We start from the raw sequence: 24,820 nt of genomic DNA on the forward strand, positions 1-24,820 counted from the left end.
GGGGCGGGGCCGGGCGGGGGATCAGGGGGTGGTGGGCGGCGGGGCGTCCCCGTCCGCGGGCTCGGGACGGTCGCGGTGGGTGATGGAGTCCGCGGTCCGGCGCGCGCTCCGGGCGGCGGTGCGCGCCCTGTCCTTGGCGCTGCCGACGATCTCCGCGGCGGCCTGCCTGGTCTCCTGGCGCTTCTGCTCGGTGAGCCGCTTCTTGTGCTCCGAGGCGTAGACGTCCACGTAGACCTGGCCGGAGAGGGCCTGGATCGCATGCATGATCTCGTCGGTGACCTCGCGCAGCAGGGCGTGCTCGCTCTGCCGGCCCCGGTAGCGGGAGAAGTCGAGCGGCTCGCCGAAGATGGTGGCGACCCGGGCGCTGCGGCGGGGCAGCGGCAGCCTGGTCCCGATCGGCTGCACCTTGTCGGTGCCCACCATGGCGATCGGCACGACCGGGGCGCCCGTCTCGAGCGCGAGCCGGGCCACGCCGATCTTGCCCTTGTACATGCGGCCGTCCGGGGAGCGGGTGCCCTCCGGATATATCCCGAGCAGCTCGCCCTCGAGCAGCTTGCGCCCGCCGTTGCTCAGGGACTTCGCGCTGGCCCGGCCGCCGGTCCGGTCCATAGGGATCTGGTTGATGGCGCGGAAGAACGCCGCCACCGCCCTGCCCTTGACCCCGGGGCTGTCGAAGTACTCCGACTTCGCCAGGAAGAACACCTGCCGGGGCACGGCCACGGGCATGAACACCGAGTCGGAGACCGAGAGGTGGTTGCTCGCCAGGATGGCCGGGCCCTCGGTGGGCACGTGCTCCAGGCCGCGGACCTCGGGCCGGAAGGCGACGTTGATCAGGGGGCCGACGACGTAGCGCTTCAGAAACATGTAGACCATGTGGGTAGAGGACTCCTTCGTGCTGATCGGGATGTCGCGAGGGTCCGTGCCGCTCGGACCGGGTCCGGCCTCCGGTATTCTCTCACGTCCGCGCGGGCGCCGCCGCCGGTGCACCCGCCGACGGCGCCCGGCCCTGACATCATGGAGGCATGACGCCACCCGTCGGAGACCAGCACCTGTCCATCCCCTCCCCGGACGGGGCGCCCGCCGCCGAGCACGTTCCGGGCGCTCCCTTCCGCTTCCCGGCCGACGGCCCCGCGGGCGCGCTCGTGCTGCACGGCTTCACCGGCGTCCCGTTCAGCGTCCGCCCCTGGGGCCGGGCCCTGCACGAGGCGGGGGCCGACGTCGTGGGGCCCCTGCTGCCCGGCCACGGCACGCGCTGGGAGGACCTCGCCGCCGTGCGCTGGGAGCAGTGGCGCGACCACGCCGCCGAGCAGGTGCGGGAGCTGCGGGCCCGGCACGACGTCGTGCTGGTGTGCGGGCTGTCCATGGGCGGGGCGCTCGCCCTGCACCTCGCCGCGACGCTGCCCGTCGACGGGGTCGTGGCCCTGAACCCGGCCCTGTCCCTCGTCAGCCGCACGGCGCGGTTCGCCCCGGCCCTCCACCGCGCGGTGCCCTCCGTGCCGGGCGTGGGGGACGACATCAGCCTCCCCGGGGTCACCGAGCACGCCTATCCGCGCACGCCCGTGGCGGGCGTCGCCGAGCTGGGCCGGTTCATGGCCCGGACCCGGAGGATGCTGCCCGCGGTCACCGCCCCCGTCCTGGTCCTGCGCTCGCAGCACGACCACGTGGTCTCCGACGCCTCGCACCACCACGTGCTGCGCCGGGCGGGCGGGGACGTGGAGCTGGTCCGGCTGGCGGAGAGCTTCCACGTGGCCACCCTGGACCGGGAGGCGGACGTGGTCGCGGCGCGGTCCGTGCGCTTCCTCGACGACCTGCTGGCCGGCCGCAACCCGGTGACCGCGAGACCGCTGCGCCCCGCCGACCGGGAGGTGCGGCGATGAGCGGCGGCCCGGGCGCCCCCGGTGGCGCCGGCCAGGGACCCGAGGACGAGTGGAGCCGGATCGTGTCGGACCTGGACGACGTGCGCAGGGCCGGGGACCGGCACCTCGCGGGCCCACGGGACTGGTCCCCCGAGGACGCGGTCTTCGGCGGGCCCGCCGCGGGGGCGGAGGACCCGGAGGGCGCCGTGGACCCCGAGGACGACGACGCGCCCTACTCCCCCGACCCGGGACCGGTCACGCAGGGACTCAGCGGCGGGGCGCTGCTGTCCTGGACCGTGCTGGTCGGAGTGCCGGTCCTGCTGGTGGCGCTCTCCCTGCTGCCCGGCTCCCTCCCGTGGTGGGCCATCGTGGCGGGCCTGGTCGCGGTGACCGCGGCGATCGGCCACCTGCTGAGGTCGCTGCCCGACGACCGCGACGACCTGGACGACGGCGCCCGCGTCTGACGTCGTTTGCGTGAGCCAATTCACTAGACTGGCCGGGACGGCACACCGACCCCGATCCGAGGAGAACTCCATGCGCCACGTCGCGACCGACGCCATCGTGGACCCGCCGGTCCACAGCCGCATCACGGACTTCCTGCTGATGCAGGCGGACCGGGCCGAGGACCCGCACCTGTACACCGTGCTGGGGGCGGAGGGGTCGTCCCGTGAGGTGCACGCCCGGGAGTTCCTGGCCTCCGTGCAGGGGGTGGCCAAGGGGCTCGTGGCCGCGGGGATCGAGCCGGGCGACCGGGTGGGCATCCTCAGCCGGACCCGCTACGAGTGGACCCTCGCGGACCTCGCGATCTGGTACGCCGGCGCGGTGCCCGTCCCCGTCTACGACTCCTCCTCGGCCCAGCAGATCGCCTGGATCATGGGCGACTCCGACGCCAAGGCCGTCTTCGTGGAGACGCAGGCCCTCGAGGACTCCGTGCACGCGGCCGCGCGGGAGACGCCGTTCCGGGCCGCGGCGAACGTCTGGCGCCTCGACGGCACGGGCACCGGTCTCGACGAGCTCGTCCGGGCCGGCGCGGACGTCCCGGACGACGAGCTCGAGGCCCGCCGCACCTCGCGGGCGCTCGAGGACGTCGCCACGATCATCTACACCTCCGGGACCACCGGACCGCCCAAGGGGTGCGAGCTCACGCACGGGAACTTCGTGCGGCTGTGCGAGAACACGACCCTGGTCGTCGCGGACATCATCCACCCGGGCGCGCGCACGCTGATGTTCCTGCCGCTGGCCCACGTGTTCGCCCGCTTCGTCGAGGTGATCGCCCTCTACTCCGGGACCGTCCTGGCGCACACCCCGGACGTGAAGAACCTCATGGCCGATCTCGAGGCCTTCCGGCCCACGTTCATCCTGGCCGTCCCGCGCGTGTTCGAGAAGATCTACCAGAGCGCCCGCCTCAAGGCCGAGAAGGCCGGGAAGGCGAAGTCCCTGATCTTCGAGCGCGCCGTGGCCACGGCCGTGGCCTATTCGAGGGCCGGGCAGGCCGGCCGGGTGCCGCGGGTGCTGCGGGCACGCCACGCCCTCTACGACCGGCTCGTGTACTCGAAGCTGCGGGCGGCGATGGGCGGGGAGGTCACGCACGCCGTCTCGGGCGGCGCCGCCCTCGGCACCCGGCTGGGCCACTTCTTCAACGGGATCGGCGTGTACGTCGTCGAGGGCTACGGGCTCACGGAGACCACCGCCCCGATCGCCGTCAACACCCCGGAGATCGGCAAGATCGGCACCGTGGGACTCCCGCTGCCGGGCAACGAGGTGCGGATCGACGAGGACGGGGAGGTCCTGGTCCGGGGCGCCCACGTCATGCGCGGCTACCACGGGCGCGAGGACCTCACCGAGGCGGCGTTCGAGGACGGGTGGTTCCGCACGGGCGACCTCGGCTCGCTCGACGAGGACGGCGCCCTCACCCTCACCGGGCGGAAGAAGGAGATCATCGTCACCGCCGGGGGCAAGAACGTGGTCCCCAACGTCCTCGAGGACCCCATCCGCGCCTCGGCCCTGGTCTCCCAGGTCATGGTGGTCGGGGACGACCGGCCGTTCGTGGCCGCGCTCGTGACCCTCGACCAGGACGTGCTCCCCGCGCGCCTGGAGCTGATGGGCCTGGACCCCGCGATGCCTGTGGCCGAGGCCGCGCGCCACCCGCAGGTCGTCGAGCACGTCCAGGCCATCGTCGACCACGCGAACCAGGCGGTCTCCCGGGCGGAGAGCATCCGGGCATTCGAGATCCTCGACGTCGACTGGACCGAGGCCTCCGGGCACCTGACCCCGTCCATGAAGATCAAGCGGGCCAGGATCGCCCAGGACTTCGCGGACCGGATCGAGGAGATCTACTCGCGCCCGGCCCCCGAGCCGGCCCCCGCCACCCCGGCGGAGCGGATCAAGGAGAAGCTCTCCCAGGCGCACCTGCCGGGCCGCGGGTAGGCGGGTCGGCGGCCGGGTGGATCACCGGCCGCCGACGAGGGCCTCCGGGGCCAGCGGTGAGTGCTCGGGGACGTCGAGGCCCAGCAGGGCGTTCTCGACGACCTCGCTCAGGGCGGGGTGGATCCAGTACTGGCCGCGGGCCATCGTGTGGGCGTCGAGGCCGAAGTGCATGGCCTGGACCAGCGGCTGGATGAGCAGGGAGGCCTCCTCGCCGATCAGGTGCGCCCCCAGCAGGCGTCCGGTGCCCTTCTCCGCGATCAGCTTGCACAGCCCCGTGTGGTCCTCCATCGCCCACCCGTAGGCCGTGGCCCCGTAGTCCTGCACCTTGACGGTGATCTCGCCGCCCTGCTCGACCGCCCACTGCTCGGCCTCCTCCTGGGTCATGCCGACGGACGCGATCTGCGGGCTGGTGAACACGGCGGAGGGCACGAACCGGTGGTCGGTGGCCCGCAGGTCGCCGGGGTGCAGGAGGTTGTGCTGCACCGTGCGGGCCTCGGCGTTGGCGACGTGCTTGAGCTGGTAGGGCGAGCTGATGTCGCCGAGCGCCCACACCCCCTCCACGGGGTGCCCGCCGGAGAGGGCGCGCTGGTACTCGTCGACGGCCAGCAGGCCGTCCTCCCGCACGTCCAGGCCGCCGGCCCGGGCGTCGAGCACGTCGGTGTTCGGCTGTCGCCCCGTGGCCACCAGCACCACGTCCGCGGGCAGCCGCAGGACGAGCTCCGGGTCCTCCGGGTCGCGGAAGGTGACCATCGCGGCGCACTCGTCGCCGTCCCACTCCTCGACCCCGCTCAGCGTCCAGCCCGTCTCGAGCTTCCACTGCCGGGAGGCCTCGCGCGCGAACCGCTCGGCGATCTCCGGGTCGTGGTAGCGCAGGATGCGGTGGGAGCGGTTGACCTGGGTCACCCGGGAGCCCAGGTTCGAGAACACGTGGGCGAACTCGGCACCGATGTAGCCGCCGCCGACCACCACCACGCGGTGGGGCAGCACGTCGATGCGCATGACCGTGTCCGAGGTGTGCACCTGCGGCAGGTCGATCCCCGGGACCTCGGGCCGCACCGGGCGTGAGCCGGCGGCCACCACGATCTGCGCGGCCGTGAGGTCCTCCCCCGACGCGGTGCGCAGGGTCCGCGGACCGGTGAAGCGCACGTGCTCGGAGTAGACCGTCACGTGCGGCAGCGTCCGGCGGTACTCGAGACCGCCGTGGGAGATCGCGTCGATCCGCCCGAAGATCCGGTCCCGCATCTCCCGCCACCGCACGCCGTTCACCGCGGCGTCGAGGCCGAGCCGCTCGGCCTCGTGGGCGCGGCGGGCCACACTGGCCGGGTACGCGTACATCTTCGTGGGGATGCACCCCACGTTCAGGCACGTGCCGCCGAAGGTCCCGCCGTCGATGATCGCGACGTCCAGGTCCTCGTACTCCTCGGTGAGGATTGAGTTGCCCGAGCCGGAGCCGATGATGATGAGGTCGAAAGTCCGCATGGCGCCCATCCTATGCGCGGCGCGCGGCCGCTCCGGGCGCCCGGCGCCACGGCCCCGTCGCGGGGCCGCGGCGCCGGCGGGCCGGCTCAGCCGGCGGGCTCGAGGGCGATCAGCAGGTCCCCGCCGGAGACCTGGGTGACGCCCTTCAGAGCCACCCGGGCGACGGTGCCGCCGGTGGGCGCGGTGATGGAGGCCTCCATCTTCATGGCCTCGATGGTCGCGACCTGCCCGCCGGGCTCCACGGCGTCGCCCTCGGCCACGGTCACGGTGACGGCCCCGGCGAACGGGGCGGCCACGTGACCGGGGTCCGAGGGGTCGGCCTTCTCCGTCTCTGGCACGGCCGAGGCGACCGAGGTGTCGCGGACCTCGATCATCCGGGGCTGGCCGTTGAGGGTGAGCATCACGGTGCGCATGCCCTTCTCGTCGGCCTCCGAGATCGCCTGGAGGGTCACCAGCAGGCGCACGCCCTTGCCGAGGGAGATCACGTGCTCGTGCTCGGTGGTCAGCCCGTAGAGGAAGTCGCGGGTGTGCAGCAGGGCGAGGTTGCCGTACTTGGCCCGCCCGGCCTCGTACTCGCGGGTCGGGCCGGGGAACAGCAGGCGGTTGAGCGTGGCCCGCCGGGTCGCGGAGTCCCCGGTGAGGGCCTCGGCGTCCTCGGGCGCCAGCTCGGTGACCCCGACCCGCACGTTGCGCCCCTCGAGCGCCTTGGAGCGGAAGGGCTCGGGCCAGCCGCCCGGCGGGGTGCCCAGCTCACCGGCGAGGAAGCCGATCACGGACTCCGGGATGTCGAAGCGCTGCGGGTCGGCGGCGAACTCCGCCGGGTCCACGCCCATCCCCACCAGCTGCAGGGCGAGGTCGCCGACGACCTTCGAGGACGGGGTGACCTTCACCAGCCGGCCCAGCATGGCGTTCGCGGCGGTGTACATGTCCTCGATGTCCTCGAACCGTTCGCCCAGGCCCAGGGCGATCGCCTGCTGGCGCAGGTTCGAGAGCTGCCCGCCCGGGATCTCGTGCCGGTACACCCGCCCGGTGGGGGCGGTGAGCCCGGACTCGAACGGGGAGTACATCCGGCGGATGATCTCCCAGTAGGGCTCCATCGCGGAGATCGCCTCGAGCGGGATCCCGGTGTCCCGGTCGGTGTGCGCCAGCGCCGCCACCAGCGCCGAGGCGGGCACCTGGGAGGTGGTCCCGGCCATCGAGGCGTCGGCGACGTCCACCGCGTCCACCCCGGCCTCGATCGCGGCCATCAGCGTGGCCAGCTGCCCGCCGGCGGTGTCGTGGGTGTGCAGGTGCACCGGCAGGTCGAAGCGCTCCCGCAGGGCGCTCACCAGCTTCGCCGCCGCGGCCGGGCGCAGCAGCCCGGCCATGTCCTTGATCGCCAGCACGTGCGCCCCGGCGTCGACGCACTGCTGCGCGAGGTCCAGGTAGTAGTCCAGCGTGTACAGGTCCTCGGCGGGGTCCAGCAGGTCCCCGGTGTAGCACAGGGCGACCTCGGCCACCGCGGTCCCCGTCGCCCGGACGGCCTCGATGGCCGGGGCCATCTGCGACACGTCGTTGAGGGCGTCGAAGATCCGGAAGATGTCCACGCCGGTCGCCGCGGCCTCGGCCACGAACGCGTCCGTGACCTCGGTGGGGTACGGGGTGTAGCCCACGGTGTTGCGCCCGCGCAGCAGCATCTGGATCGGGATGTTCGGCATGGCCTCGCGCAGCAGCCGCAGCCGCTCCCACGGGTCCTCCCCCAGGAACCGCAGGGCGACGTCGTAGGTCGCCCCGCCCCAGGCCTCCACCGACAGCAGCTGCGGCAGCGTGTGGGCGTAGGCGGGGGCCGCCGCGAGCAGGTCACGGGTCCGCACCCGCGTGGCCAGCAGGGACTGGTGGGCGTCCCGGAACGTCGTGGAGGTCACCGCCACGGCCTGCTGCTCCCGCAGCGCGGCCGCGAAGCCCTCGGGGCCCAGCTCGAGCAGCTTCTGCCGCCAGCCGTCCGGCGGGGTGTGCTCGGAAGGCCCGTCGAAGGGCGAGCGGAACGGCTCGTCCTGCTTGTCCCCGGGGTAGTGCGGCAGCTTGGTGCGCGGGTCGATGCCCTCCACCCGCTCCCCGTTGGGCCGGTTCACGGTCACCTCGGCCAGCCAGGTCAGGGCCTTGGTGGCCCGGTCCCCGGAGGTGCGGGCCTCCAGCAGCTCGGGGCGGCGCTCGATGAAGTCGGTGGCCACGTTGCCGGCGAGGAACTCGGGGTCGGCCAGCACGGCCTGCAGGAACTGGATGTTGGTGGCCACGCCGCGAATCCGGAACTCCGCCAGCGCGCGCTGGGACCGGTGCACCGCGGTGGGGTAGTCCCGGCCCCGGCAGGTGAGCTTGACCAGCATCGAGTCGAAGTGCGGGGAGATCTCCGCCCCGGCGTAGACCGTGCCCCCGTCCAGGCGCACCCCGGCACCGCCGGCGGAGCGGTAGGCGGAGATCTTCCCCACGTCGGGGCGGAACCCGTTGGCCGGGTCCTCCGTGGTGATCCGGCACTGCAGGGCGGCGCCGCGCACGGTCAGCTGGTCCTGGGCGATCCCCAGGTCCGTCAGGGTCTCCCCGGCCGCGATCCGCAGCTGGGACTGGACGAGGTCGACGTCGGTGATCTCCTCCGTGACCGTGTGCTCCACCTGGATGCGCGGGTTCATCTCGATGAACACGTGCTGGCCGGCCCGCTCCCCGGCGGTGTCGACCAGGAACTCCACCGTGCCCGCGTTGACGTAGCCGAGCTCCTTCGCGAACTTCACCGCGTCCCGGTGCAGGGCCTGGCGGATGTCCTCGTCGAGGTTCGGGGCCGGGGCGATCTCCACGACCTTCTGGTGCCGGCGCTGCAGCGAGCAGTCGCGCTCGAACAGGTGCACCATCCCGCCGTCGTGGTCGGCGAGGATCTGCACCTCGATGTGCCGCGGGCGCAGCACCGCCTGCTCCAGGAACACGGTGGGGTCCCCGAACGCGGTGTCGGCCTCGCGCATCGCCGCGGCCAGCGCCTCGGGCAGCGCCTCCGGGGTCTCCACCCGGCGCATGCCGCGGCCGCCGCCGCCGGCGACCGCCTTCACGAAGATGGGGAACCCGATCCCCTCCGCCTGCGCCAGCAGCTCGTCGGGGTCCGCCGAGGGCTCCGTGGAGGCCAGGGTGGGGATGCCCGCGCGCTTGGCCGCCTTCAGCGCGGCGACCTTGTTGCCGGCCAGCTCGAGGATCTCGGCCCGGGGCCCGACGAAGGTGATCCCCTCCGCCGCGGCCGCACGGGCCAGCTCCGGGTTCTCGGACAGGAACCCGTAGCCCGGGTAGATCGCGTCCGCCCCCGACTCCTTGGCCACCCGGACGATCTCCGCGACGTCCAGGTACGCCCGCACCGGGTGGCCCTCCTCCCCGATCCGGTACGCCTCGTCGGCCTTCTGCCGGTGGATCGAGTTGCGGTCCTCGTAGGGGAACACCGCCACAGTCTTGGCCCCGAGCTCGTACGCGGCGCGGAAGGCGCGGATCGCGATCTCGCCGCGATTGGCCACCAGGATCTTGGAGAACATCAACACCCGTTCCGCACCCGGGTCCGTCCGGTGGACACCCGGGCACTGATTCTTGAGAGGTCGTGCGAGGTAGCGCACAGGGCCAGCATGACCACCCGTGCGCGGTCCTGACCAGTGAACCACGCCGTCACCGGGCAAACCGTGACCCCGGTCACAGAACGGCATCCCGGTCAGACTACACCGGGCGGCGGGGGACGGCCGCCCGGCCCGCGGACGGCTCCGCGCCGGACCCGGGCGGACGGCGCGCACCCGGCTACGATGGGCGCAGCCGTCTCCTCGCCCGGCCCCCGTTCCCGGAGCCGAGGAGCCGCCTCCCCCGTGTCCCCGCGAGCGAAGGGTGTCCCCTCCGTGCAGATCGTCAGCGTCAGCAGCCTCAAGGGCGGTGTCGGCAAGTCCTCCGTGACCCTGGGGATCGCCTCCGCGGCCCTGCAGGCGGGAGTGCCCACGCTGGTGGTGGACCTCGACCCGCACGCCGACGCCACGACCGGGCTGGGGGTGCACCCGGAGCGCGGTCACGACATCGGCGAGGTGCTGCGCAGGCCACGCCGCGGGTCCCTCGAACGGGTGGTCGTGGCCTCGTCCTGGGCGGTGCGGGACGGCCTGGACGCCAGGGCCCTCGACGTCGCCCCGGGTTCGGCCCGGTCCTCCCACCTCGACCGCTCCGACTACCGGGACAAGGACCTCGGCCGGCTGGAGCGGGCGCTCTCCGGCGCCACGGGCTACGACCTGGTGCTGGTCGACTGCCCGCCCACCCTGAGCGCGCTGACCCGCACCGCGTGGGCCGCCAGCGACAAGGTGCTCTCCGTGGCGGAGCCCTCGCTGTTCTCGGTGGCGGGGACCAAGCGCACGATGACGGCGATCGCCCAGTTCGAGCAGAGCCGCACGTGGGCGGTGCCGGCGGCCGGCGTGGTGGTCAACAAGGTCCAGCACTCGTCGGTGGAGCACCGTCACCGCCTGACGGAGCTGCAGGAGCTGTTCGGCCCGCTGCTGGTCAGCCCGGTGATCCCGGACCTGCCGGTCTGGCAGCAGGCGCAGGGGGCGGCCTGGCCGATCCACCGCTGGCCGGGGGCGGAGGCCCGGGACATCTCCGGGCGATACACGGCGATCCTGCAGGGCCTGCTCGACGGCCCGTCCTGAGCCGCCGGGATCAGCCGGCGTTCTGCCGGCGGGCCCGGCGGGCGGAGAGCTCGTCGTCGGGCAGGGGCTCCTGCCCGGGGGCCCGGTCCTGGCCGGTGTGCTCCCCCGGCAGCGCCGCCAGGGTGCCCTCGACCTCGCGCCACACCCGGCCCACGGCGATCCCGAAGACGCCCTGCCCGCCCTGCACCAGGTCGATGACCTCGTGCGGCGACGTGCACGCGTAGACGCTCGCGCCGTCGCTCATCATCGTCAGCCGCGCGAGGTCCTCGACACCCTGGGCGCGCAGCGCGCCCACGGCGGTGCGGATCTGCTGCAGGGAGACGCCGGTGTCCAGGAGGCGCTTGACGATCTTGAGGACCAGGATGTCCCGGAAGCTGTAGAGGCGCTGGGTGCCGGACCCGGAGGCGCCGCGCACGGTGGGCTCCACGAGCCCCGTGCGCGCCCAGTAGTCGAGCTGGCGGTAGGTGATGCCGGCGGCCTTGCACGCGGTGGGCCCGCGGTAGCCCACGGACTCGTCGCGGACCACGGAGTCGTCGAAGAGGACCCCCTGGGTGCCGTGCGCCGGAGGGCTGCCGGTCCCCGCCGTGCCGCCGGGCTGCTCGCGGTCGCTCACGCCGCCTCCTCGCTCGTGGACCCGGTCCTCGCGGTGCCGGGAGTGGATGGTCTCGCAGAGACGTCCGGATCCCCCCGGGAACACCTCGAGTACAGCTTCGACGGTAGACCTCCCCGGGGGCCGGGTCAAAGACATCGGCGGGCCGGGCCCCGTGTCGGGCGGACGGGCGCGGGGCCCGGGTCAGAAGTCCTCGGGGTCGACGTTGTCGAGGAAGTCGCGGAACTGCTCGACCTGCGTCTCCGGGGGCAGCTGCTGCTCGCCCTCGCCCGGGCGGGGACCGGGCTCCCGCAGCTCGCCGTCCCCGCTCATCACGAGGCCGGCCTCGTCGAGGACCGTCTCGGTGCACAGGATGGGGCAGTCGGTGCGGGCGGCCAGGGCGATCGCGTCCGAGGCGCGGGAGTCCACGACCGTTCCGTCCGAGAACTCGAGCGCGGCGTGGAAGACGCCCTCCTCCACCGTGTGGATCCGCACCCGGGTGAGGGTGCGCCCGAAGGCGGTGGCCACCGACAGCACGAGGTCGTGCGTCAGGGGCCGGGGCGGCTCGATGCCCTGCACGGCGAAGACGATGGACGTCGCCTCGTTCGTGCCGATCCAGATCGGCAGGTGCCGCCCGCCCTCGACCTCGCGCAGGACGACGACGGGCTGCGCCGACGGCACGTCCATGCGGACGCCGGTGATCTCCATCAGGACCTGGTGCACGGCCATGTCAGCCCTCCACCGCGGCCCGCTCCTGGAGCGCGGCGATCTCCGAGCGCACGAGCGAGGTGTGGATGGTGAGGCACAGCCCGGAGATCTCCTCGGCGCGCTCGACGGCGCGGGCCCGGGAGGCCGCGTCCCGGCGGGAGCTCAGGGGCGCCACGGCCCGTTCGACGAGGCCCAGCTCGCGGTCCGCCGCGGCCTTGAACGGGCGCAGGTGGCGCGGTTCCAGGCCGTGGGCCGTCAGGGCGTGGGCCGCGCGGGTGATGGCGAGGGCGTGGTCGTCGAAGACCCCGTTCTGCTCCCGGATCAGGCCGTAGCTCACGAGCTCGCGGACCAGCGGGATGCCGGCGCCGGTGCGCGCGGCGAGCTCCCGCAGGCTGTAGGTGCGCGGCGCGCTGACGACCGGCAGGGGTGCGGTGACGGGGTCGGCGGACTCCGCGGCGCGCCGGGCGTCCTCGTCCCGGGCGTCCTCGTCGGCGTCCAGCCGCTCCCGGATCACCTTCAGCGGGAGGTAGCGGTCGCGCTGGAGCTCCAGGATCCGCCGCAGCCGGTCCACGTCCGCGCGCGAGAACTTGCGGTAGCCCGACGCGGTGCGGGCCGGGTGGACCAGGCCCTTGTCCTCCAGGAAGCGCAGCTTCGAGGCGGTGATGCCGGGGTGGTCAGCACCGAGCTCCTTGAGCACGGCGCTGATGCCCACCCGGGGCTCGTGCTGGACGTCGTCCCGGTGGGGATCGGTCTCCGCGGGGTCGGTCATGGCTCCCTTCTACTGGTCCGACTGCGAGCGCAGCGAACGGTAGAACGTGAACCGGAACTTCCCGATCTGGACCTCGTCGCCGTTGTCGAGCTGCACGCTGTCCACGCGGTCGCCGTTGACGTAGGTGCCGTTCAGGGACCCGGAGTCGATGATCTCGAAGGTGTCGCCGCGCCGGACGAACCGGGCGTGCCGGCGGGAGACGGTGACGTCGTCGAGGAAGATCTCGGAGGACGGGTGGCGGCCGGCGGGGACCTCGTCCCGGTCCAGGAGGAAGCGGGAGCCGGTGGCGCCGCTGTCGTGGGCGACGAGCAGGGCGCTGCGCGGCGGCAGCGCGGAGACCGCGGAGCTCTCCTCGGGCGAGAGCTTGTGGGAAGCCGCGTGCGAGAGGACCTCGGCCACGATCTGGATCGACGTGGTCTCCGGCTCCCCCTGGGGTGCGTTCGAGCCGTTCTGGGTTCTGGACATCTCTTCCCTCGACTGGTGACGTGATGGTGGACGGATCCTGTGGGACCCCGACCCCGCGACCTCCTGTCCCGGCGGTTTCCGGGCGACCGGCCGGAGCCACCCGGTTGCTCTTCAGTGTACCGGGTGGTGGAGACACGCAAGGGCGGCCGGGACACGTCCCGGCCGGGGTGCCTGCGCGGTTCAGTCCAGCTGGGCGGCGTACCCCTCGGCGTCGAGCAGCCCGGACCGGTAGTCCTCGGCGGCGGGGCGCACCTCGAACAGCCAGCCCTCCCCGTAGGGGGCGGAGTTCACGGTCCCGGGCTCGTCCTCGAGCGTCTCGTTGACCGCGGTGACCTCGCCGGAGACGGGGGCGAAGATGTCGCTCACCGACTTGGTGGACTCGATCTCGCCCACGGAGGCGCCGGCCTCGACGCTCTCCCCGACCTCGGGCAGCTGGACGAACACGACGTCGCCCAGCTCGTTCTGCGCGTGGTCGGTGATCCCGATGCGCACCGCGCCGTCGGCGTCGGGGGCGGCGATCCACTCGTGCTCGGCCGTGTAGGACAGGTCGGCGGGAATGTTGCTCATGGGGTCACTCCTGGTCCGGCGGGTGCGGTCGGCTCGATTATGGCACAGACCCCACCGCGGGCCCGGGCGTGCCGGAGCACCGGGTGTCGGGCGCTCAGCGGCGCTCCCACGCGGTGATCTCGGCGTGGATCGAGCGCTTGCGCTCCGGCCCGGCGAAGGACGCGTCCACCGAGTTGCGGGCCAGGACGGCCGCCTGCCCGTCGGTGAGGCCCAGGGTGTCGCGCAGCCCCTGGAAGACGTCCCCCACGTAGCCGCCGAAGTACGCCGGGTCGTCGGAGTTCACCGTGACCAGCAGGCCCCGCTCGAGCATCTCCAGGACGGGGTGGTCGGCGAGCGTGTCGACCACCCGCAGCCGGACGTTGGACAGCGGGCACACGGTGAGCGGCACCCGCTCGGCGACGAGCCGGTCCACGAGCCCGGGGTCGCGCAGGCACTGGATCCCGTGGTCCACCCGCTCCACGCGCAGCACGTCCAGGGCCTCCCGGACGTACTCGGGGCCCGCCTCCTCCCCCGCGTGGGCGACGACGTGCAGCCCGGCCGACCGCGCTCGCGCGTAGACCGCCTCGAAGCGGGCCGGCGGGTGGCCCACCTCGGCCGAGTCGAGACCGATCCCGTCGATCCGCGCCAGCTGGTCCCCGAGCGAGTCGAAGAGCTCCTCCGCCTCGGCCGCGGGCCGGTCCCGCAGGAAGCACAGCAGCAGCGTGCTGGTGAGCCCGTGCTCGGCGCGGGCGGCGTCGAGGGCGGCGCGGATGCCGTCGACCACGGTGCCGAGCGGTACCCCCCGGGCGAGGTGCGCCTGCGGGTCGAAGAAGACGTCGACGTGCCGCAGGCCCTGGGCGATGGACCGTTCGAGGTACGCCCGGGTCAGGGCCTCGAAGTCGGAGGCGTCCCGCAGCACCGCCATCGTGGCGTAGTAGAGGCGGAGGAACGAGGACAGGTCCTCGAAGTCGTACTGCCGCCGGAGCTCCTCGACCGAGCCGTAGGGCAGCTCCACCCCGTTCTTGGCGGCGAGCTCGAAGGCGAGCTCGGGCTCGAGGGTGCCCTCGATGTGCAGGTGCAGCTCCGCCTTCGGCAGGGTGTACAGGTCGTTCAACTCCGGCGCTCCTTCGTGGTCGGCCCCGGGACCGGGGCACTCGACGTTCCGTGCAGTGTATGCGCCGCGGACCGCCGCGGCCCGCCGCCACGGGACCGGCCGTGCGGGTCCGCCGCCGCCCGACGGCGTCCCCGGCGGGGCGACCCCTGGGGACCGTGGCCGGCGTGGCCTAGGCTCGCGAACGGAAGCACTCGGCGGAAGGAGGACCGGATGTCCGGTGTCGTGGTGGTGGGGCAGGTGGCGCGGGATCTCGTGCTGACCGTGGAGGAGCTCCCGGCGGCCGGCGGGTCGACGGACGTGCTCGAGCGGCAGGAGCTGCTCGGCGGCAAGGGCGCCAACCAGGCCGTCGGGTGCCGCCAGCTCGGGGCGGAGGTCCACCTCGTCGGCGTCGTCGGTCGGGACCGCGCCGGCGAGGAGGTGCTCGCCCAGGCCGCCGGTGACGGGATCGGCGTCGGCGCCGTGGTGCGCCGCTCCGGCGCATCGACCGCGCTGCTCGTCGACCTGGTGGGGCCCCGCGGGGTCCGCCGGCTGCTGGAGGACGTGGACGCCCGGACGCTGCTGACGGCCGAGGACGTGCGCGCGAGCCGGGACCTGCTGCGCTCGGCGGACGCGGTCCTGGTCCAGCTGCAGCAGCCGGGGCCCGCCGTGGCGGAGGCCCTGGAGGCCGCCGCGGCGGGCGGGGCGCTGACGGTGGCCGACGGCGGCCCGGCGGACGAGGACGTGCGCCGGCGGGTGCTGGCCACCGCCGCCGTGGTGCGGGCCGACACGGCCGAGGCCGAGGCCCTGGTGGGCTGGGCGCCGCAGGACGTGCCGGGGACGGTGCGGGCCGCGCGGTCGCTGCTCGCGGAGGGCCCGCGCGTCGTGGCCCTGGCGACCGGGGAGGGCGACGTGGTCGCCTGGCCCGGCGGGCACGTGGTCCTGCCGCACCTGGGCGAGGACCCCGTGGACCCCACCGGTGCCGGCGACGCGTTCGTCGCCGCGCTCACCGTCGCGCTGCTGCGCGGCGAGAGCCCCGAGTCCGCGGCCTGGTGGGCCGCCGCCGCGGCGGCCCAGGTCGTGGGCACCGCCGGCGGCCGGCCGGACCTCGACCCCGACCGGCTGCGCGAGTCGGCCGCCCGGGCCCGGCAGTAGGCCGCGCGGGGCGCGCCCGCGCCGCCGCCCCGGGAACGAGAGAAGGCCGGTGGTCCGCGTTCCCGCGGTCCACCGGCCTCGAATCGTCGGGCTGACAGGATTTGAACCTGCGACCCCTTGACCCCCAGTCAAGTGCGCTACCAAGCTGCGCCACAGCCCGAACTGCTCAGTGCGTTCCCGCCCCGAGCACTCGCATCACATTACAGCAACCTCCGGCGGAATTCATCTCGGCCGGCGCCTCAGCGCTTCCGGCTCCGCTTCTCCCGCACGCGCATGGACACCTCGATGGGCGTGCCCACGAAGCCGAAGGTCTCGCGGAGGCGGCGGGTGATGAACCGCCGGTAGCCCGGGTCCAGGAAGCCCGTGGTGAACAGCACGAAGCGCGGCGGGCGGGAGGAGGCCTGCGTGCCGAAGAGGATGCGGGGCTGCTTGCCGCCGCGCACGGGGTGCGGGTGGGCGGCCACGATCTCGCCGAGGAACGCGTTGAGCCGCCCGGTGGGGACGCGGGTGTCCCAGGACTCGAGCGCCGTCTCGAGGGCGGGCACGAGCTTGTCCTTGTGCCAGCCGGTCTTCGCCGAGACGTTCACCCGCGGCGCCCAGGCCACGTGGGCGAGGTCGCGGTCGATCTCCCGCTCCAGGTAGTAGCGGCGGTCCTCGTCCATGAGGTCCCACTTGTTGAAGGCGAGCACGAGGGCGCGCCCGGAGTCCACGGCCAGCTGCAGGATGCGGACGTCCTGCTCGGAGAGCACCTCGTCCGCGGCCAGCAGCACCACGGCCACCTCGGCGCGCTCGAGCGCCGCCTGGGTGCGCAGGGACGCGTAGAAGTCCGCGCCCTGGGCCATGTGCACGCGGCGGCGGATGCCGGCGGTGTCGATGAACCGCCACGGCTTGCCGCCGAGCTCGATCAGCTCGTCCACGGGGTCGCGGGTGGTCCCGGCCAGGGGGTCCACGACGACGCGCTCGGAGCCGGCCAGCTTGTTCAGCAGCGACGACTTGCCCACGTTGGGGCGTCCGATGAGCGCCACGCGGCGGGGGCCGCCCGTCAGTTCGGTCTCGGCGACGGCGGAGAACTCGGGCAGCACCTCCATGACCGCGTCGAGCACGTCGGCGGCGCCGCGCCCGTGCAGGGCCGACACCGGGTGCGGCTCCCCCATGCCGAGGGACCACAGGTAGGTGGCCTCGACCTCGAGCTGCGGGGAGTCCACCTTGTTGGCGACCAGGATCACCGGCTTCCGGACCTTGCGCAGCATCTTCACGATGGCCTCGTCGGCCGCGGTGACGCCCACGGTGGCGTCGAGCACGAGCAGCACGGCGTCGGCGAACTCTACGGCCATCTCGGCCTGCTCGGCGACCCGGGCGTTGATGCCCTTGGCGTCGTACTCCCACCCGCCGGTGTCCACGAGGGTGAAGTTGCGCCCGTTCCACGTGGCCCGGTAGGAGACGCGGTCCCGGGTCACGCCCGGGGTGTCCTCCACGACGGCCTCGCGCCGGCCGAGGATGCGGTTGACCAGGGTGGACTTGCCCACGTTGGGCCGCCCCACGATGGCGAGGACCGGGGCGGGCCGGCGCACCGGGGCCCGGTCGCCGTCCTCCGCCCACTCGGCGAGCAGCGCGGCGTCCTCCTCGTCGAGCTCGTAGTCCTTGAGCCCGGCCCGCAGCGCCTGCGCGCGCTGGTCGGCCTCGTCGTCGTCGATGGCCGCGAGCCGCTGGGCGACGTCGTCCGTGCTGCCGCCGAGGAGCTCGGCCTCGTAGGGGTCGTGCGCGGTGTCGTGCGCGGGGTTCTCGGGGTTGCCGGTCATGGCTGTCCTTCGCTGGGCCGGGTGCGGCCGGTCGGGGTGCGGAAAATGTCTCGGGGGCCCGGGCGGGCCGGTCTAGGCGGAGCGGCCCGCGGCCCGGACGACCACGTCGACGACGGCCTGGACCGTCTGCTCCACGGTGAGCTCGGAGGAGTCGATGGTCACGACGCCGTCGGCGGCCTCGGTGAAGTTCACGACCGTGGAGTCCTTCGCGTCCCGGCCCACGACCTGGGCCCGCAGCCGGTCGGCGTCCTCGACGCCGCCGATCTGCAGGCCGCGGCGGGCCATCCGGGCCCGCTCGTCGGCGGTGAGCAGGATCCGGGCGTCGGCGTCCGGGGCCACCACGGTGGTGATGTCCCGGCCCTCGGCCACGATCCGCCGGCCGCTGTCCGCGATGATCTCCTGCTGGCGGGCCACCAGCACGGCCCGTGCCGCCGGGTTGGTGGCCACCGCGCTGACGGCCTCGGTCACCCGGGCGCCCCGGATCTCGACCCCCACGTCGGTCCCGCCGACGAACACCAGCTCCCGGTCGGGGTCGGTGCCCTGGGCGAGCGGGAAGTCGCGGGCGGCCTCGGCCACGGCGTCGCCGTCGGCGAGGTCCACGTCCCGGTCGAGGCACCACCACGTCAGGGCGCGGTACATCGCGCCCGTGTCCAGGTAGGCGAGGCCGAAGCGGCGGGCCACCTCCTTGGACACGCTGGACTTGCCGGAGCCGGAGGGGCCGTCGACGGCCACGACCAGCGGCCGTCCGGCCGGGTCCGGTGCCCCGGTCCCGGGGGCTGCGCTGCGGGCGGTGTTCGTTCCGGTGTTCACTGCACGACCTTCCATCCGCGCTCCTGGAGCGCCTCGACGAGTTCCTTGCGGCGGTTGGGCAGCACCGAGACCTCGACGAGGCCCACGGGCTGGCCCGGGGAGTGCTCGAGGCGCAGGTCCTCGAGGTTGACCCCGATCTCCCCGATCTCCGTGAGCAGGCGGGCGATCTGCCCGGGGACGTCGCCCACGAGGACGGTCAGGGTGGCGAACGCCCGGGGGGCCCCGCCGTGCTTGCCCGGGATGCGGGCCTGGCCGGCGTTGCCCTCGGCCACGAGCTGGGCGATGTCCAGCCTGGCGCCGGGGGCCCGCGGCTCCTCGAGGGTGGCGATGAGCCGCTCGAGGTCCTCGCGCACGCCGTGCAGGGACGCGACGACCGGTCCGGCGTTGGCGGAGAGGATCTGCACCCACAGGCCGGGGTCGGAGGCGGCGATGCGCGTGGTGTCCCGCAGGCCCTGCCCGGCGAGGGAGAGGTGGTGCAGCGGCGTGTCCTGCAGCCGGGAGGCCAGCAGGGAGGACATCACCTGCGGCAGGTGGGAGATCAGCGCGACGGTCGCGTCGTGCTCCCGGGCGTCCATGAAGGTCACGGTCGCCCCGAGGTCCACGGCGAGGTTCTTCGCCGCGGCGAGCGCCGCGGGCGCGGAGCGGCCCGAGTCGCACACCACCCAGGGCATGGACGTGAACAGCTCGCCGCGGGCGGCCACGGGCCCGGACTTCTCCCGGCCTGCCATGGGGTGGGTGCCCACGTACCGGGTGAGGTCCCCGCCCAGGGCGCGCACGTCCTCGAGCACCGCCTCCTTGACGGAGGCGATGTCGAGGACCACGGCGTCCGGGTGGCGCCCCAGCGCCTCGACCACGGTCTGCGCGGTGACGTCGGGCGGGGTGGCGACGACGACGAGGGCCGGCTCCGGCACCTCGGCCTCCCCGGCGGCGCGGCAGGAGCGGCCGGCGCCGATGTCCTGGGCCACGGCCTCGGCGGTGGGCGAGGAGTCCTGCAGCCAGACGTCCACGCCGAGGTGGCGCAGGCCCAGCCCGATGCTGGCGCCGAGCAGGCCGGCGCCGACCACGAGCACGGGCCCGGAGGTCGCCGCGGGGGCCGCGGGCGCGGAGGGGGTCTGCGTCACGGGTGCTCCTTACATGCCGACCGAGGCGAGGAGGTGCCCGACCTCGGTCTTCGAGAGCCGGCGGATGGTGCCCTGGCGCTGGTCCCCGATCCGGATGGGGCCGACCTCGGTGCGCACGAGCTTCTCGACGGGGTGGCCCACGGCGTCGAAGAGCCGCCGCACGATGCGGTTGCGCCCGGAGTGCAGGACCACCTCCACGAGCAGGTGCCCGGGGGTGGAGTCCACGAGGCGGAAGGAGTCCACGGAGGCGATGCCGTCCTCGAGCTCGATGCCGGCCTTCATGGCCGCGCCGATGCCCTTCTCCATGGGACCGCGCACCTGCACGAGGTAGGTCTTGGGGACCTCGTAGGAGGGGTGGGTGAGCCGGTTGGTCAGCTCGCCGTCGTTGGTCAGCAGCAGCAGGCCCTCGGTCTCGACGTCGAGGCGCCCGACGTGGAAGACGCGCTCGTTGCGCTGCTGGTTGAGGTAGTCGGACACGCACGGCCGCCCCTCGGGGTCGTCCATGGTGGAGAGCACGCCCTCGGGCTTGTTGAACGCGTAGTAGACGAGGTTCTCGTCGAGCTGCACGCGGACGCCGTCGACGTGGATCTCGACGCTGTCCGGGTCCACCCGGATGCCGAGCTCCGTGACGGTCTCCCCGTTGACCTGCACCCGGCCGGCCTCGATCATCTCCTCGCACACCCGCCGCGAGGCCACGCCGGCCTGGGCCATGAGCTTCTGCAGCCGGACCCCGTTCGGGTCGTGCTGGTCGAGCCGGTCCACGGGCGGGTTCTTGGGCCGGCGCTTGCGGTGCGGCGGGCGGTACGGGGTGGCGGGCATCCGCCGGGCGCTCTTCTCGGAGGACGCGAAGGGACGGGGCCCGCGATCCTGGCCGGCGCCCGCCGAGGACGCGCCCTTGCCGCCGCCCCCGGCGGCGCCTCCCTTGGCCGGGCCGCCCTGGGACCCGCGGCCCCGGGCTCCGCCCTGGGGCGCGGCGCCCTTGGCGGTGCCGCCCTTCGCGGGGCTGCGGCCGGGGGCGCCCTTGCCGCCCTGGTAGGACGTGCCGCCCTGGCCGGTGCGGGGCTTCCGGCCGCCCTGGGACCCGGGCGCGCGGCGCCCGCCGGGCCCGGGTCGCCCGGATGATGAACGTGAAGTGGCCATGGTGGTGTCTCAGTCCTCGTAGTGGTCGATCTGGTCGATGCCCGGCAGATGAGGGGCGATGTCGGGGAGCTCGTCGAGCGAGCCGATGCCCATCTTCTCCAGGAAGAACGTGGTGGTGCCGTAGAGCACGGCGCCGGACTCGCCGTCCCGCTCGAGCTCACGGATCAGGCCCCGCTGCACGAGCGTGCGGACGACGCCGTCGACGTTGACCCCGCGGATCGCGGAGATGCGCCCCCGGCTCACGGGCTGGCGGTAGGCCACGACGGCCAGGGTCTCGAGGGCCGCCTGCGACAGCCGGGCGGTCTGTCCCTCCGCGACGAACGCGGAGACGACGGGGGCGAACTCGCTGCGCGAGTGGATCCGCCAGCCGGCACCGGTGCTGCGCAGCTCGAACCCGCGCGGCGCCAACATACCATCATACCCCGGATCCGTGCCGACGCCGTCGTACTCCGCACGGAGCCGGTCGAGGACCCGCTGCACGGACGCGACCGGGAGCACCAGGGCGGCGGCGATCGCGTACTCGCTCACCGGCTCGTCGGCGACCATCAGGATCGCCTCGACGGCGGCCCGCACGCCGCCGGGCAGCGCCTCGAGGTCCGGTCCGTCCTCGGCCGCGGCGCTCACGCGGAGGCTCCCGAGACGGCCGGGACCGCGTCCGGGGTCGGGAGGCCGTGCGGGGACGCGCCGCCGTCCGGTGCTCCCGCGGCGTCCTCGGACAGCCGGTCGGCGGTCCACCCGGTGCCCGCCCCGGTCCAGCGGACCGTCAGCTCGCCCAGCGGCTGCTCCTGGGCGAGCTCGAGCACCGCGTCCCGGTACATCTCGAGCAGGGCCAGGAACCTCACGACCACCGCGAGGGTGGACCCGGCGTCCGCGACGAGCACCCGGAAGGAGCGCGGGGCGCCGTCCTCGAGGAGTCCCGCGAGGATCTCGGCCTGGTCGCGGACCGTCACGACCGCCTCGTGCAGGTGGTCCACCCCGACCTCTGCGGGCGCCCCGGGCCGGGATGTGAAGACCGAGCGGGCGATCTCGGCGAACTGCTCGGGCGTGGTCCGCCAGTCGAGCTCGGGCAGCGCGGCCGCCACCTCCGGGTCCAGGGGCACCGACCGGGGCAGGCGGGTGGACTCGGCCCGCATCCGCTCGTCGAGCAGGACCGCCACCTCCTTGAACGCCTTGTACTGCAGCAGGCGCGCGAAGAGCAGGTCCCGCGCCTCGAGCAGTGCCACGTCCTCCTCGTCCTCGACCTCGCCGCGCGGCAGCAGCCGGGCGGCCTTGAGGTCCAGGAGGGTCGCGGCGACCACGAGGAACTCGCTGGCCTCGTCGAGGGCGCGCGCCGAGCCGTTCCGGTGCAGGGCGCGCACGTACTGGAGGAACTCGTCGGTGACGGTGGCCAGCGCGATCCGGGTGATGTCCAGCTCGTGCTTGGCGATCAGGGAGAGCAGGACCTCGAAGGGCCCCGCGAAGTCCTCCAGCCGGACCGCGAAGCCGCCGGTCCCCGTGGGGTCCGGCAGCTCCTCGGGGTGCATCAGGGCGCGCCGCCGCGCGAGATGAGCTCCCGCGCCAGCTGGCGGTAGGACTCGGCGCCCTGGTGGGCCGTGGCGAAGGACAGGATGGGCTCGGCGGCCACCGTGGCGTCCGGGAACTTCACGGTGCGCTTGATGACCGTGTCGAAGACCTTGTCCCCGAACGCGTCCACGATCCGGGCCATGACCTCGCGGGAGTGCAGGGTGCGGGAGTCGAACATGGTGGCGAGCACGCCGTCGATCTGCAGCCGGGGGTTGAGCCGGTCCTGGACCTTCTCGATGGAGTCCACGAGCAGCGCCACGGCGCGCAGGGCGAAGAACTCGGCGATGAGCGGGATGACCACCCCGTGCGCCGCGGTCAGCGCGTTGACCGTCAGCAGCCCCAGCGAGGGCTGGCAGTCGATGATGATGACGTCGTAGTGCTCCTCGAGCTTGCGCAGGGCACTGGCCAGGACCTGCTCGCGGGCCACCTCGGTGACCAGCTGCACCTCGGCCGCGGAGAGGTCGATGTTGGCGGGGAGCAGGTCGACGCCCTCGACGTCGGTCTCCTGGACCACGTCCCAGACGTCCACGGAGCGGTCCATCATGACGTTGTAGACCGTCAGCTCCAGCTCGTGGGGGTTGGCGCCGAGACCGGCGGAGAGAGCTCCCTGCGGGTCGAAGTCGACCAGCAGGACCTTGCGGCCCAGCTCGGCGAGCGCGGCGCCCAGGTTGATGGTCGAGGTGGTCTTGCCGACCCCGCCCTTCTGGTTGACCATCGCGATGATCCGGGCGGGCCCGTGGGTGGAGAGCTCGGGCGGCTCGGGGAAGTCGCGCACGGGACGGCCGGTCAGGCCGACGGTTCCCGTCCCGGCCTCGCCCGTGCCGGGGATCCTCTCGTCGCTCTGCTGGCTCACTCGTGGCACCGCTCTTTCGTTCGTGGTCGCCCCCGGGCGGACCGGCCCCGGGCACGGGGCGGCCCGGGCCGGACGGGCCGACCTGGGGCTTTCCTGGACTCGATCAGCTACCAGGGTACCGCCGCCGCCGGGCGGCCCCGAATTCCCGGGACCGGCGGAGCCGGGAACGCCCCGCGCCCGCCGTGCCCGGACGGGCACGGCGGGCGCGGGGCGGCGCCGGGGCGGGTCAGCGCACGCCGGCCCCGACCTCGACCTTCTCGGCGACGGAGTCCTCCACGCGGGCTCCGGCACCGCCCCGGGGAGCGGGACCGTCCTGGGCGGCGCCGTGCGAGTGGGCGGCCATGGTGGCCTCGTCGAACGCGTCCCGGCCCGAGAGCACCCGCTCGACCTGGACGAGGTCGATCTCCCGGGTCCACTTGCCGATCAGCAGGGTGGCGACCGCGTTGCCGGTGAAGTTCGTCAGGGCTCGGGCCTCGGACATGAAGCGGTCGATGCCCACGATGATGCCCACGCCGTCGACCAGGTCGGGCCGGTGGGACTGCAGCCCGCCGGCGAGGGTGGCGAGGCCCGCACCGGTCACGCCGGCGGCCCCCTTGGAGGCGATGATCATGAACACCAGCAGGGAGACCTGCTCGCCCAGGGCCAGCGGGTTGCCCATCGCGGAGGCCACGAACAGGGCGGCCATGGTCAGGTAGATGGCCGTGCCGTCCAGGTTGAAGGAGTACCCGGTCGGCACCGTGACGCCGACCACCGGCTTCGAGACGCCCACGTGCTCCATCTTGGCGATCAGCCGGGGCAGGGCCGCCTCGGAGGAGGAGGTCGAGAAGATCAGCAGGTACTCGCGGCCCAGGTACTTCATGAGCCGGAAGATGTTGATCCCCGTGACCGCCTTGAGCAGGCCGCCCAGGACCACCACGACGAACAGGACGCAGGTGAGGTAGAAGGCGATCATCAGCGTGGCCATCGAGACGATGGCCTGCACGCCGGTCTCCCCGACCACGCCGGCGATCGCGCCGAACGCCCCGACGGGGGCGGCCCACATGACCATGATCAGGATCCGGAAGACCAGGGCCTGGACGTGGCCGACGGCCTTGAGCACCGGCTTGCCGGCCGGGCCCATCTGCTGCAGCGCGAAGCCCACGACGAGCGCCACGAACAGGGTCTGCAGGATGTTGCCCTCGGTCAGGGAGGACAGCAGCGTGGTGGGGATGATGCCGAGCAGGAAGCCGATGGTCCCGCCCTCGCCGTCCCCGTGGCCGGTGTCCGTGATCTCGTACTCCGAGCCCTGGATGTTCAGGCCCTCGCCGGGGTGGATGAGGTTGCCGACCAGCAGGCCGATGCCCAGTGCCATCGTGGACATCGCCATGAAGTAGGCCAGGGCCAGGCCGCCGACCTTGCCGACGGTCGCCGCCTTGGCGATGGAGCCGACGCCCAGGACGATCGTGCAGAAGATGATGGGGGCGATCATCATCTTGATCAGGGCGATGAACGCGGTGCCGACCGGCTTGAGGGCCCGGGCGAACTCGGGGGCCACGAGGCCCAGGACGGCGCCGGCGACGACGGCGACGATCACGAAGACGTACAGGTAGTGCGTCCTGTCCTTCTTCTGCTTCTGGGCGGGCGGCTGGGGGTCGACGGGGTCCGTGGCGACGGTGGCCATGCTTCTCCTCCGGTTCGGATGGGCGGTTCGGATGGGCGGTGCGGTGGGGCAGTGCGCGGGGCCCGGGAGCGGGCCGATGTGACGAGTCTCACCGCCGCCCGGCGCCCTGTCGTG

22 protein-coding genes and 1 tRNA gene are annotated in these 24,820 nt (G+C 73.7%); 5 read left to right on the top strand and 18 right to left on the bottom strand.

The window, feature by feature from the left end; all coding sequences use genetic code 11:
• Nucleotides 1–21: 21 nt before the first annotated feature.
• Nucleotides 22–873, bottom strand: coding sequence for a lysophospholipid acyltransferase family protein (locus ACPYN7_RS06535; RefSeq protein WP_424347085.1), 852 nt, complete (start codon nucleotides 871–873; stop codon nucleotides 22–24).
• 149 nt (nucleotides 874–1,022) lie between these two features.
• Between ACPYN7_RS06535 and ACPYN7_RS06540 the strand changes: the two genes are divergently transcribed.
• The 3 genes from ACPYN7_RS06540 to ACPYN7_RS06550 all read left to right on the top strand — a co-directional run bounded on the left by ACPYN7_RS06540 (nucleotide 1,023) and on the right by ACPYN7_RS06550 (nucleotide 4,283).
• The gene (locus ACPYN7_RS06540; protein ID WP_058873729.1) at nucleotides 1,023–1,877 is read left to right on the top strand and encodes an alpha/beta hydrolase; all 855 of its coding nucleotides are present in this window, start codon (nucleotides 1,023–1,025) and stop codon (nucleotides 1,875–1,877) included.
• A complete protein-coding gene (locus tag ACPYN7_RS06545; RefSeq protein WP_424347086.1) occupies nucleotides 1,874–2,320 on the top strand; it encodes a hypothetical protein in 447 nt (148 codons plus the stop codon). Before ACPYN7_RS06540 ends, ACPYN7_RS06545 begins: the two co-directional genes overlap by 4 nt.
• Nucleotides 2,321–2,390: 70 nt before the next feature.
• Complete coding sequence (locus tag ACPYN7_RS06550) at nucleotides 2,391–4,283, top strand: AMP-dependent synthetase/ligase (RefSeq protein ID WP_424347087.1); 1,893 nt, start codon at nucleotides 2,391–2,393, stop codon at nucleotides 4,281–4,283.
• A gap of 21 nt (nucleotides 4,284–4,304) precedes the next feature.
• On the opposite strand, the gene ACPYN7_RS06555 is transcribed toward ACPYN7_RS06550, so the two are convergent.
• The gene (locus ACPYN7_RS06555) at nucleotides 4,305–5,762 is read right to left on the bottom strand and encodes a mycothione reductase (RefSeq protein WP_424347088.1); all 1,458 of its coding nucleotides are present in this window, start codon (nucleotides 5,760–5,762) and stop codon (nucleotides 4,305–4,307) included.
• An 86-nt stretch (nucleotides 5,763–5,848) separates the two neighbouring features.
• The gene (locus tag ACPYN7_RS06560; RefSeq protein WP_424347089.1) at nucleotides 5,849–9,301 is read right to left on the bottom strand and encodes a pyruvate carboxylase; all 3,453 of its coding nucleotides are present in this window, start codon (nucleotides 9,299–9,301) and stop codon (nucleotides 5,849–5,851) included.
• Between the two features lie 348 nt (nucleotides 9,302–9,649).
• Between ACPYN7_RS06560 and ACPYN7_RS06565 the strand changes: the two genes are divergently transcribed.
• Nucleotides 9,650–10,438 (top strand): ParA family protein, encoded by a 789-nt coding sequence (locus ACPYN7_RS06565; protein WP_058873757.1) that lies wholly within the window; start codon nucleotides 9,650–9,652, stop codon nucleotides 10,436–10,438.
• 10 nt (nucleotides 10,439–10,448) lie between these two features.
• Here ACPYN7_RS06565 and ACPYN7_RS06570 read toward each other — a convergent pair whose 3' ends face one another.
• From ACPYN7_RS06570 to ACPYN7_RS06595, 6 genes are all read right to left on the bottom strand, one after another.
• Entirely contained in the window at nucleotides 10,449–11,051 is a 603-nt protein-coding gene (locus ACPYN7_RS06570; protein ID WP_058873734.1) for a MerR family transcriptional regulator, read from the bottom strand.
• A 180-nt stretch (nucleotides 11,052–11,231) separates the two neighbouring features.
• On the bottom strand, nucleotides 11,232–11,756 hold the full coding sequence (locus ACPYN7_RS06575; RefSeq protein WP_424347090.1) for a bifunctional nuclease family protein: 525 nt from the start codon (nucleotides 11,754–11,756) through the stop codon (nucleotides 11,232–11,234).
• Nucleotide 11,757: 1 nt separating this feature from the next.
• Entirely contained in the window at nucleotides 11,758–12,504 is a 747-nt protein-coding gene (locus ACPYN7_RS06580) for a MerR family transcriptional regulator (protein ID WP_058873736.1), read from the bottom strand.
• A 9-nt stretch (nucleotides 12,505–12,513) separates the two neighbouring features.
• Nucleotides 12,514–12,969, bottom strand: a complete 456-nt coding sequence (locus tag ACPYN7_RS06585; RefSeq protein WP_058873737.1) for an FHA domain-containing protein — start codon at nucleotides 12,967–12,969, stop codon at nucleotides 12,514–12,516.
• A gap of 180 nt (nucleotides 12,970–13,149) precedes the next feature.
• Complete coding sequence (gene gcvH / locus ACPYN7_RS06590; RefSeq protein ID WP_058873738.1) at nucleotides 13,150–13,536, bottom strand: glycine cleavage system protein GcvH; 387 nt, start codon at nucleotides 13,534–13,536, stop codon at nucleotides 13,150–13,152.
• A 94-nt stretch (nucleotides 13,537–13,630) separates the two neighbouring features.
• Nucleotides 13,631–14,629 carry an adenosine deaminase gene (locus tag ACPYN7_RS06595; protein ID WP_424347091.1) on the bottom strand — a complete coding sequence of 333 codons (999 nt, stop codon included), beginning with the start codon at nucleotides 14,627–14,629 and terminating at the stop codon, nucleotides 13,631–13,633.
• A gap of 210 nt (nucleotides 14,630–14,839) precedes the next feature.
• On the opposite strand from ACPYN7_RS06595, the gene ACPYN7_RS06600 reads away from it, so the two are divergent.
• Complete coding sequence (locus ACPYN7_RS06600; RefSeq protein WP_424347092.1) at nucleotides 14,840–15,760, top strand: PfkB family carbohydrate kinase; 921 nt, start codon at nucleotides 14,840–14,842, stop codon at nucleotides 15,758–15,760.
• Between the two features lie 86 nt (nucleotides 15,761–15,846).
• On the opposite strand, the gene ACPYN7_RS06605 is transcribed toward ACPYN7_RS06600, so the two are convergent.
• From ACPYN7_RS06605 to ACPYN7_RS06645, 9 genes are all read right to left on the bottom strand, one after another.
• A tRNA-Pro gene (locus ACPYN7_RS06605) sits at nucleotides 15,847–15,920 on the bottom strand.
• A gap of 79 nt (nucleotides 15,921–15,999) precedes the next feature.
• The gene (gene der, locus ACPYN7_RS06610) at nucleotides 16,000–17,559 is read right to left on the bottom strand and encodes a ribosome biogenesis GTPase Der (RefSeq protein ID WP_424347093.1); all 1,560 of its coding nucleotides are present in this window, start codon (nucleotides 17,557–17,559) and stop codon (nucleotides 16,000–16,002) included.
• A gap of 72 nt (nucleotides 17,560–17,631) precedes the next feature.
• Nucleotides 17,632–18,369, bottom strand: a complete 738-nt coding sequence (gene cmk / locus ACPYN7_RS06615) for a (d)CMP kinase (protein WP_424347094.1) — start codon at nucleotides 18,367–18,369, stop codon at nucleotides 17,632–17,634.
• On the bottom strand, nucleotides 18,366–19,490 hold the full coding sequence (locus ACPYN7_RS06620) for a prephenate dehydrogenase (protein ID WP_058873741.1): 1,125 nt from the start codon (nucleotides 19,488–19,490) through the stop codon (nucleotides 18,366–18,368). Before ACPYN7_RS06620 ends, cmk begins: the two co-directional genes overlap by 4 nt.
• Nucleotides 19,491–19,499: 9 nt before the next feature.
• On the bottom strand, nucleotides 19,500–20,630 hold the full coding sequence (locus tag ACPYN7_RS06625; protein ID WP_424347095.1) for a pseudouridine synthase: 1,131 nt from the start codon (nucleotides 20,628–20,630) through the stop codon (nucleotides 19,500–19,502).
• Nucleotides 20,631–20,639: 9 nt separating this feature from the next.
• A complete protein-coding gene (scpB, locus tag ACPYN7_RS06630) occupies nucleotides 20,640–21,254 on the bottom strand; it encodes an SMC-Scp complex subunit ScpB (protein WP_424347096.1) in 615 nt (204 codons plus the stop codon).
• A complete protein-coding gene (locus ACPYN7_RS06635; RefSeq protein WP_424347097.1) occupies nucleotides 21,251–22,153 on the bottom strand; it encodes a segregation and condensation protein A in 903 nt (300 codons plus the stop codon). Before ACPYN7_RS06635 ends, scpB begins: the two co-directional genes overlap by 4 nt.
• A complete protein-coding gene (locus ACPYN7_RS06640; RefSeq protein ID WP_058873745.1) occupies nucleotides 22,153–23,046 on the bottom strand; it encodes a ParA family protein in 894 nt (297 codons plus the stop codon). The genes ACPYN7_RS06635 and ACPYN7_RS06640 overlap by 1 nt, the downstream gene beginning before the upstream one ends.
• A 226-nt stretch (nucleotides 23,047–23,272) precedes the next feature.
• Complete coding sequence (locus ACPYN7_RS06645) at nucleotides 23,273–24,706, bottom strand: cation:dicarboxylate symporter family transporter (RefSeq protein ID WP_424347098.1); 1,434 nt, start codon at nucleotides 24,704–24,706, stop codon at nucleotides 23,273–23,275.
• Nucleotides 24,707–24,820 lie beyond the last annotated feature (114 nt).

Source organism: Kocuria sp. CH-021, from assembly GCF_049716185.1.
Taxonomy (GTDB): domain Bacteria; phylum Actinomycetota; class Actinomycetes; order Actinomycetales; family Micrococcaceae; genus Kocuria; species Kocuria cellulosilytica.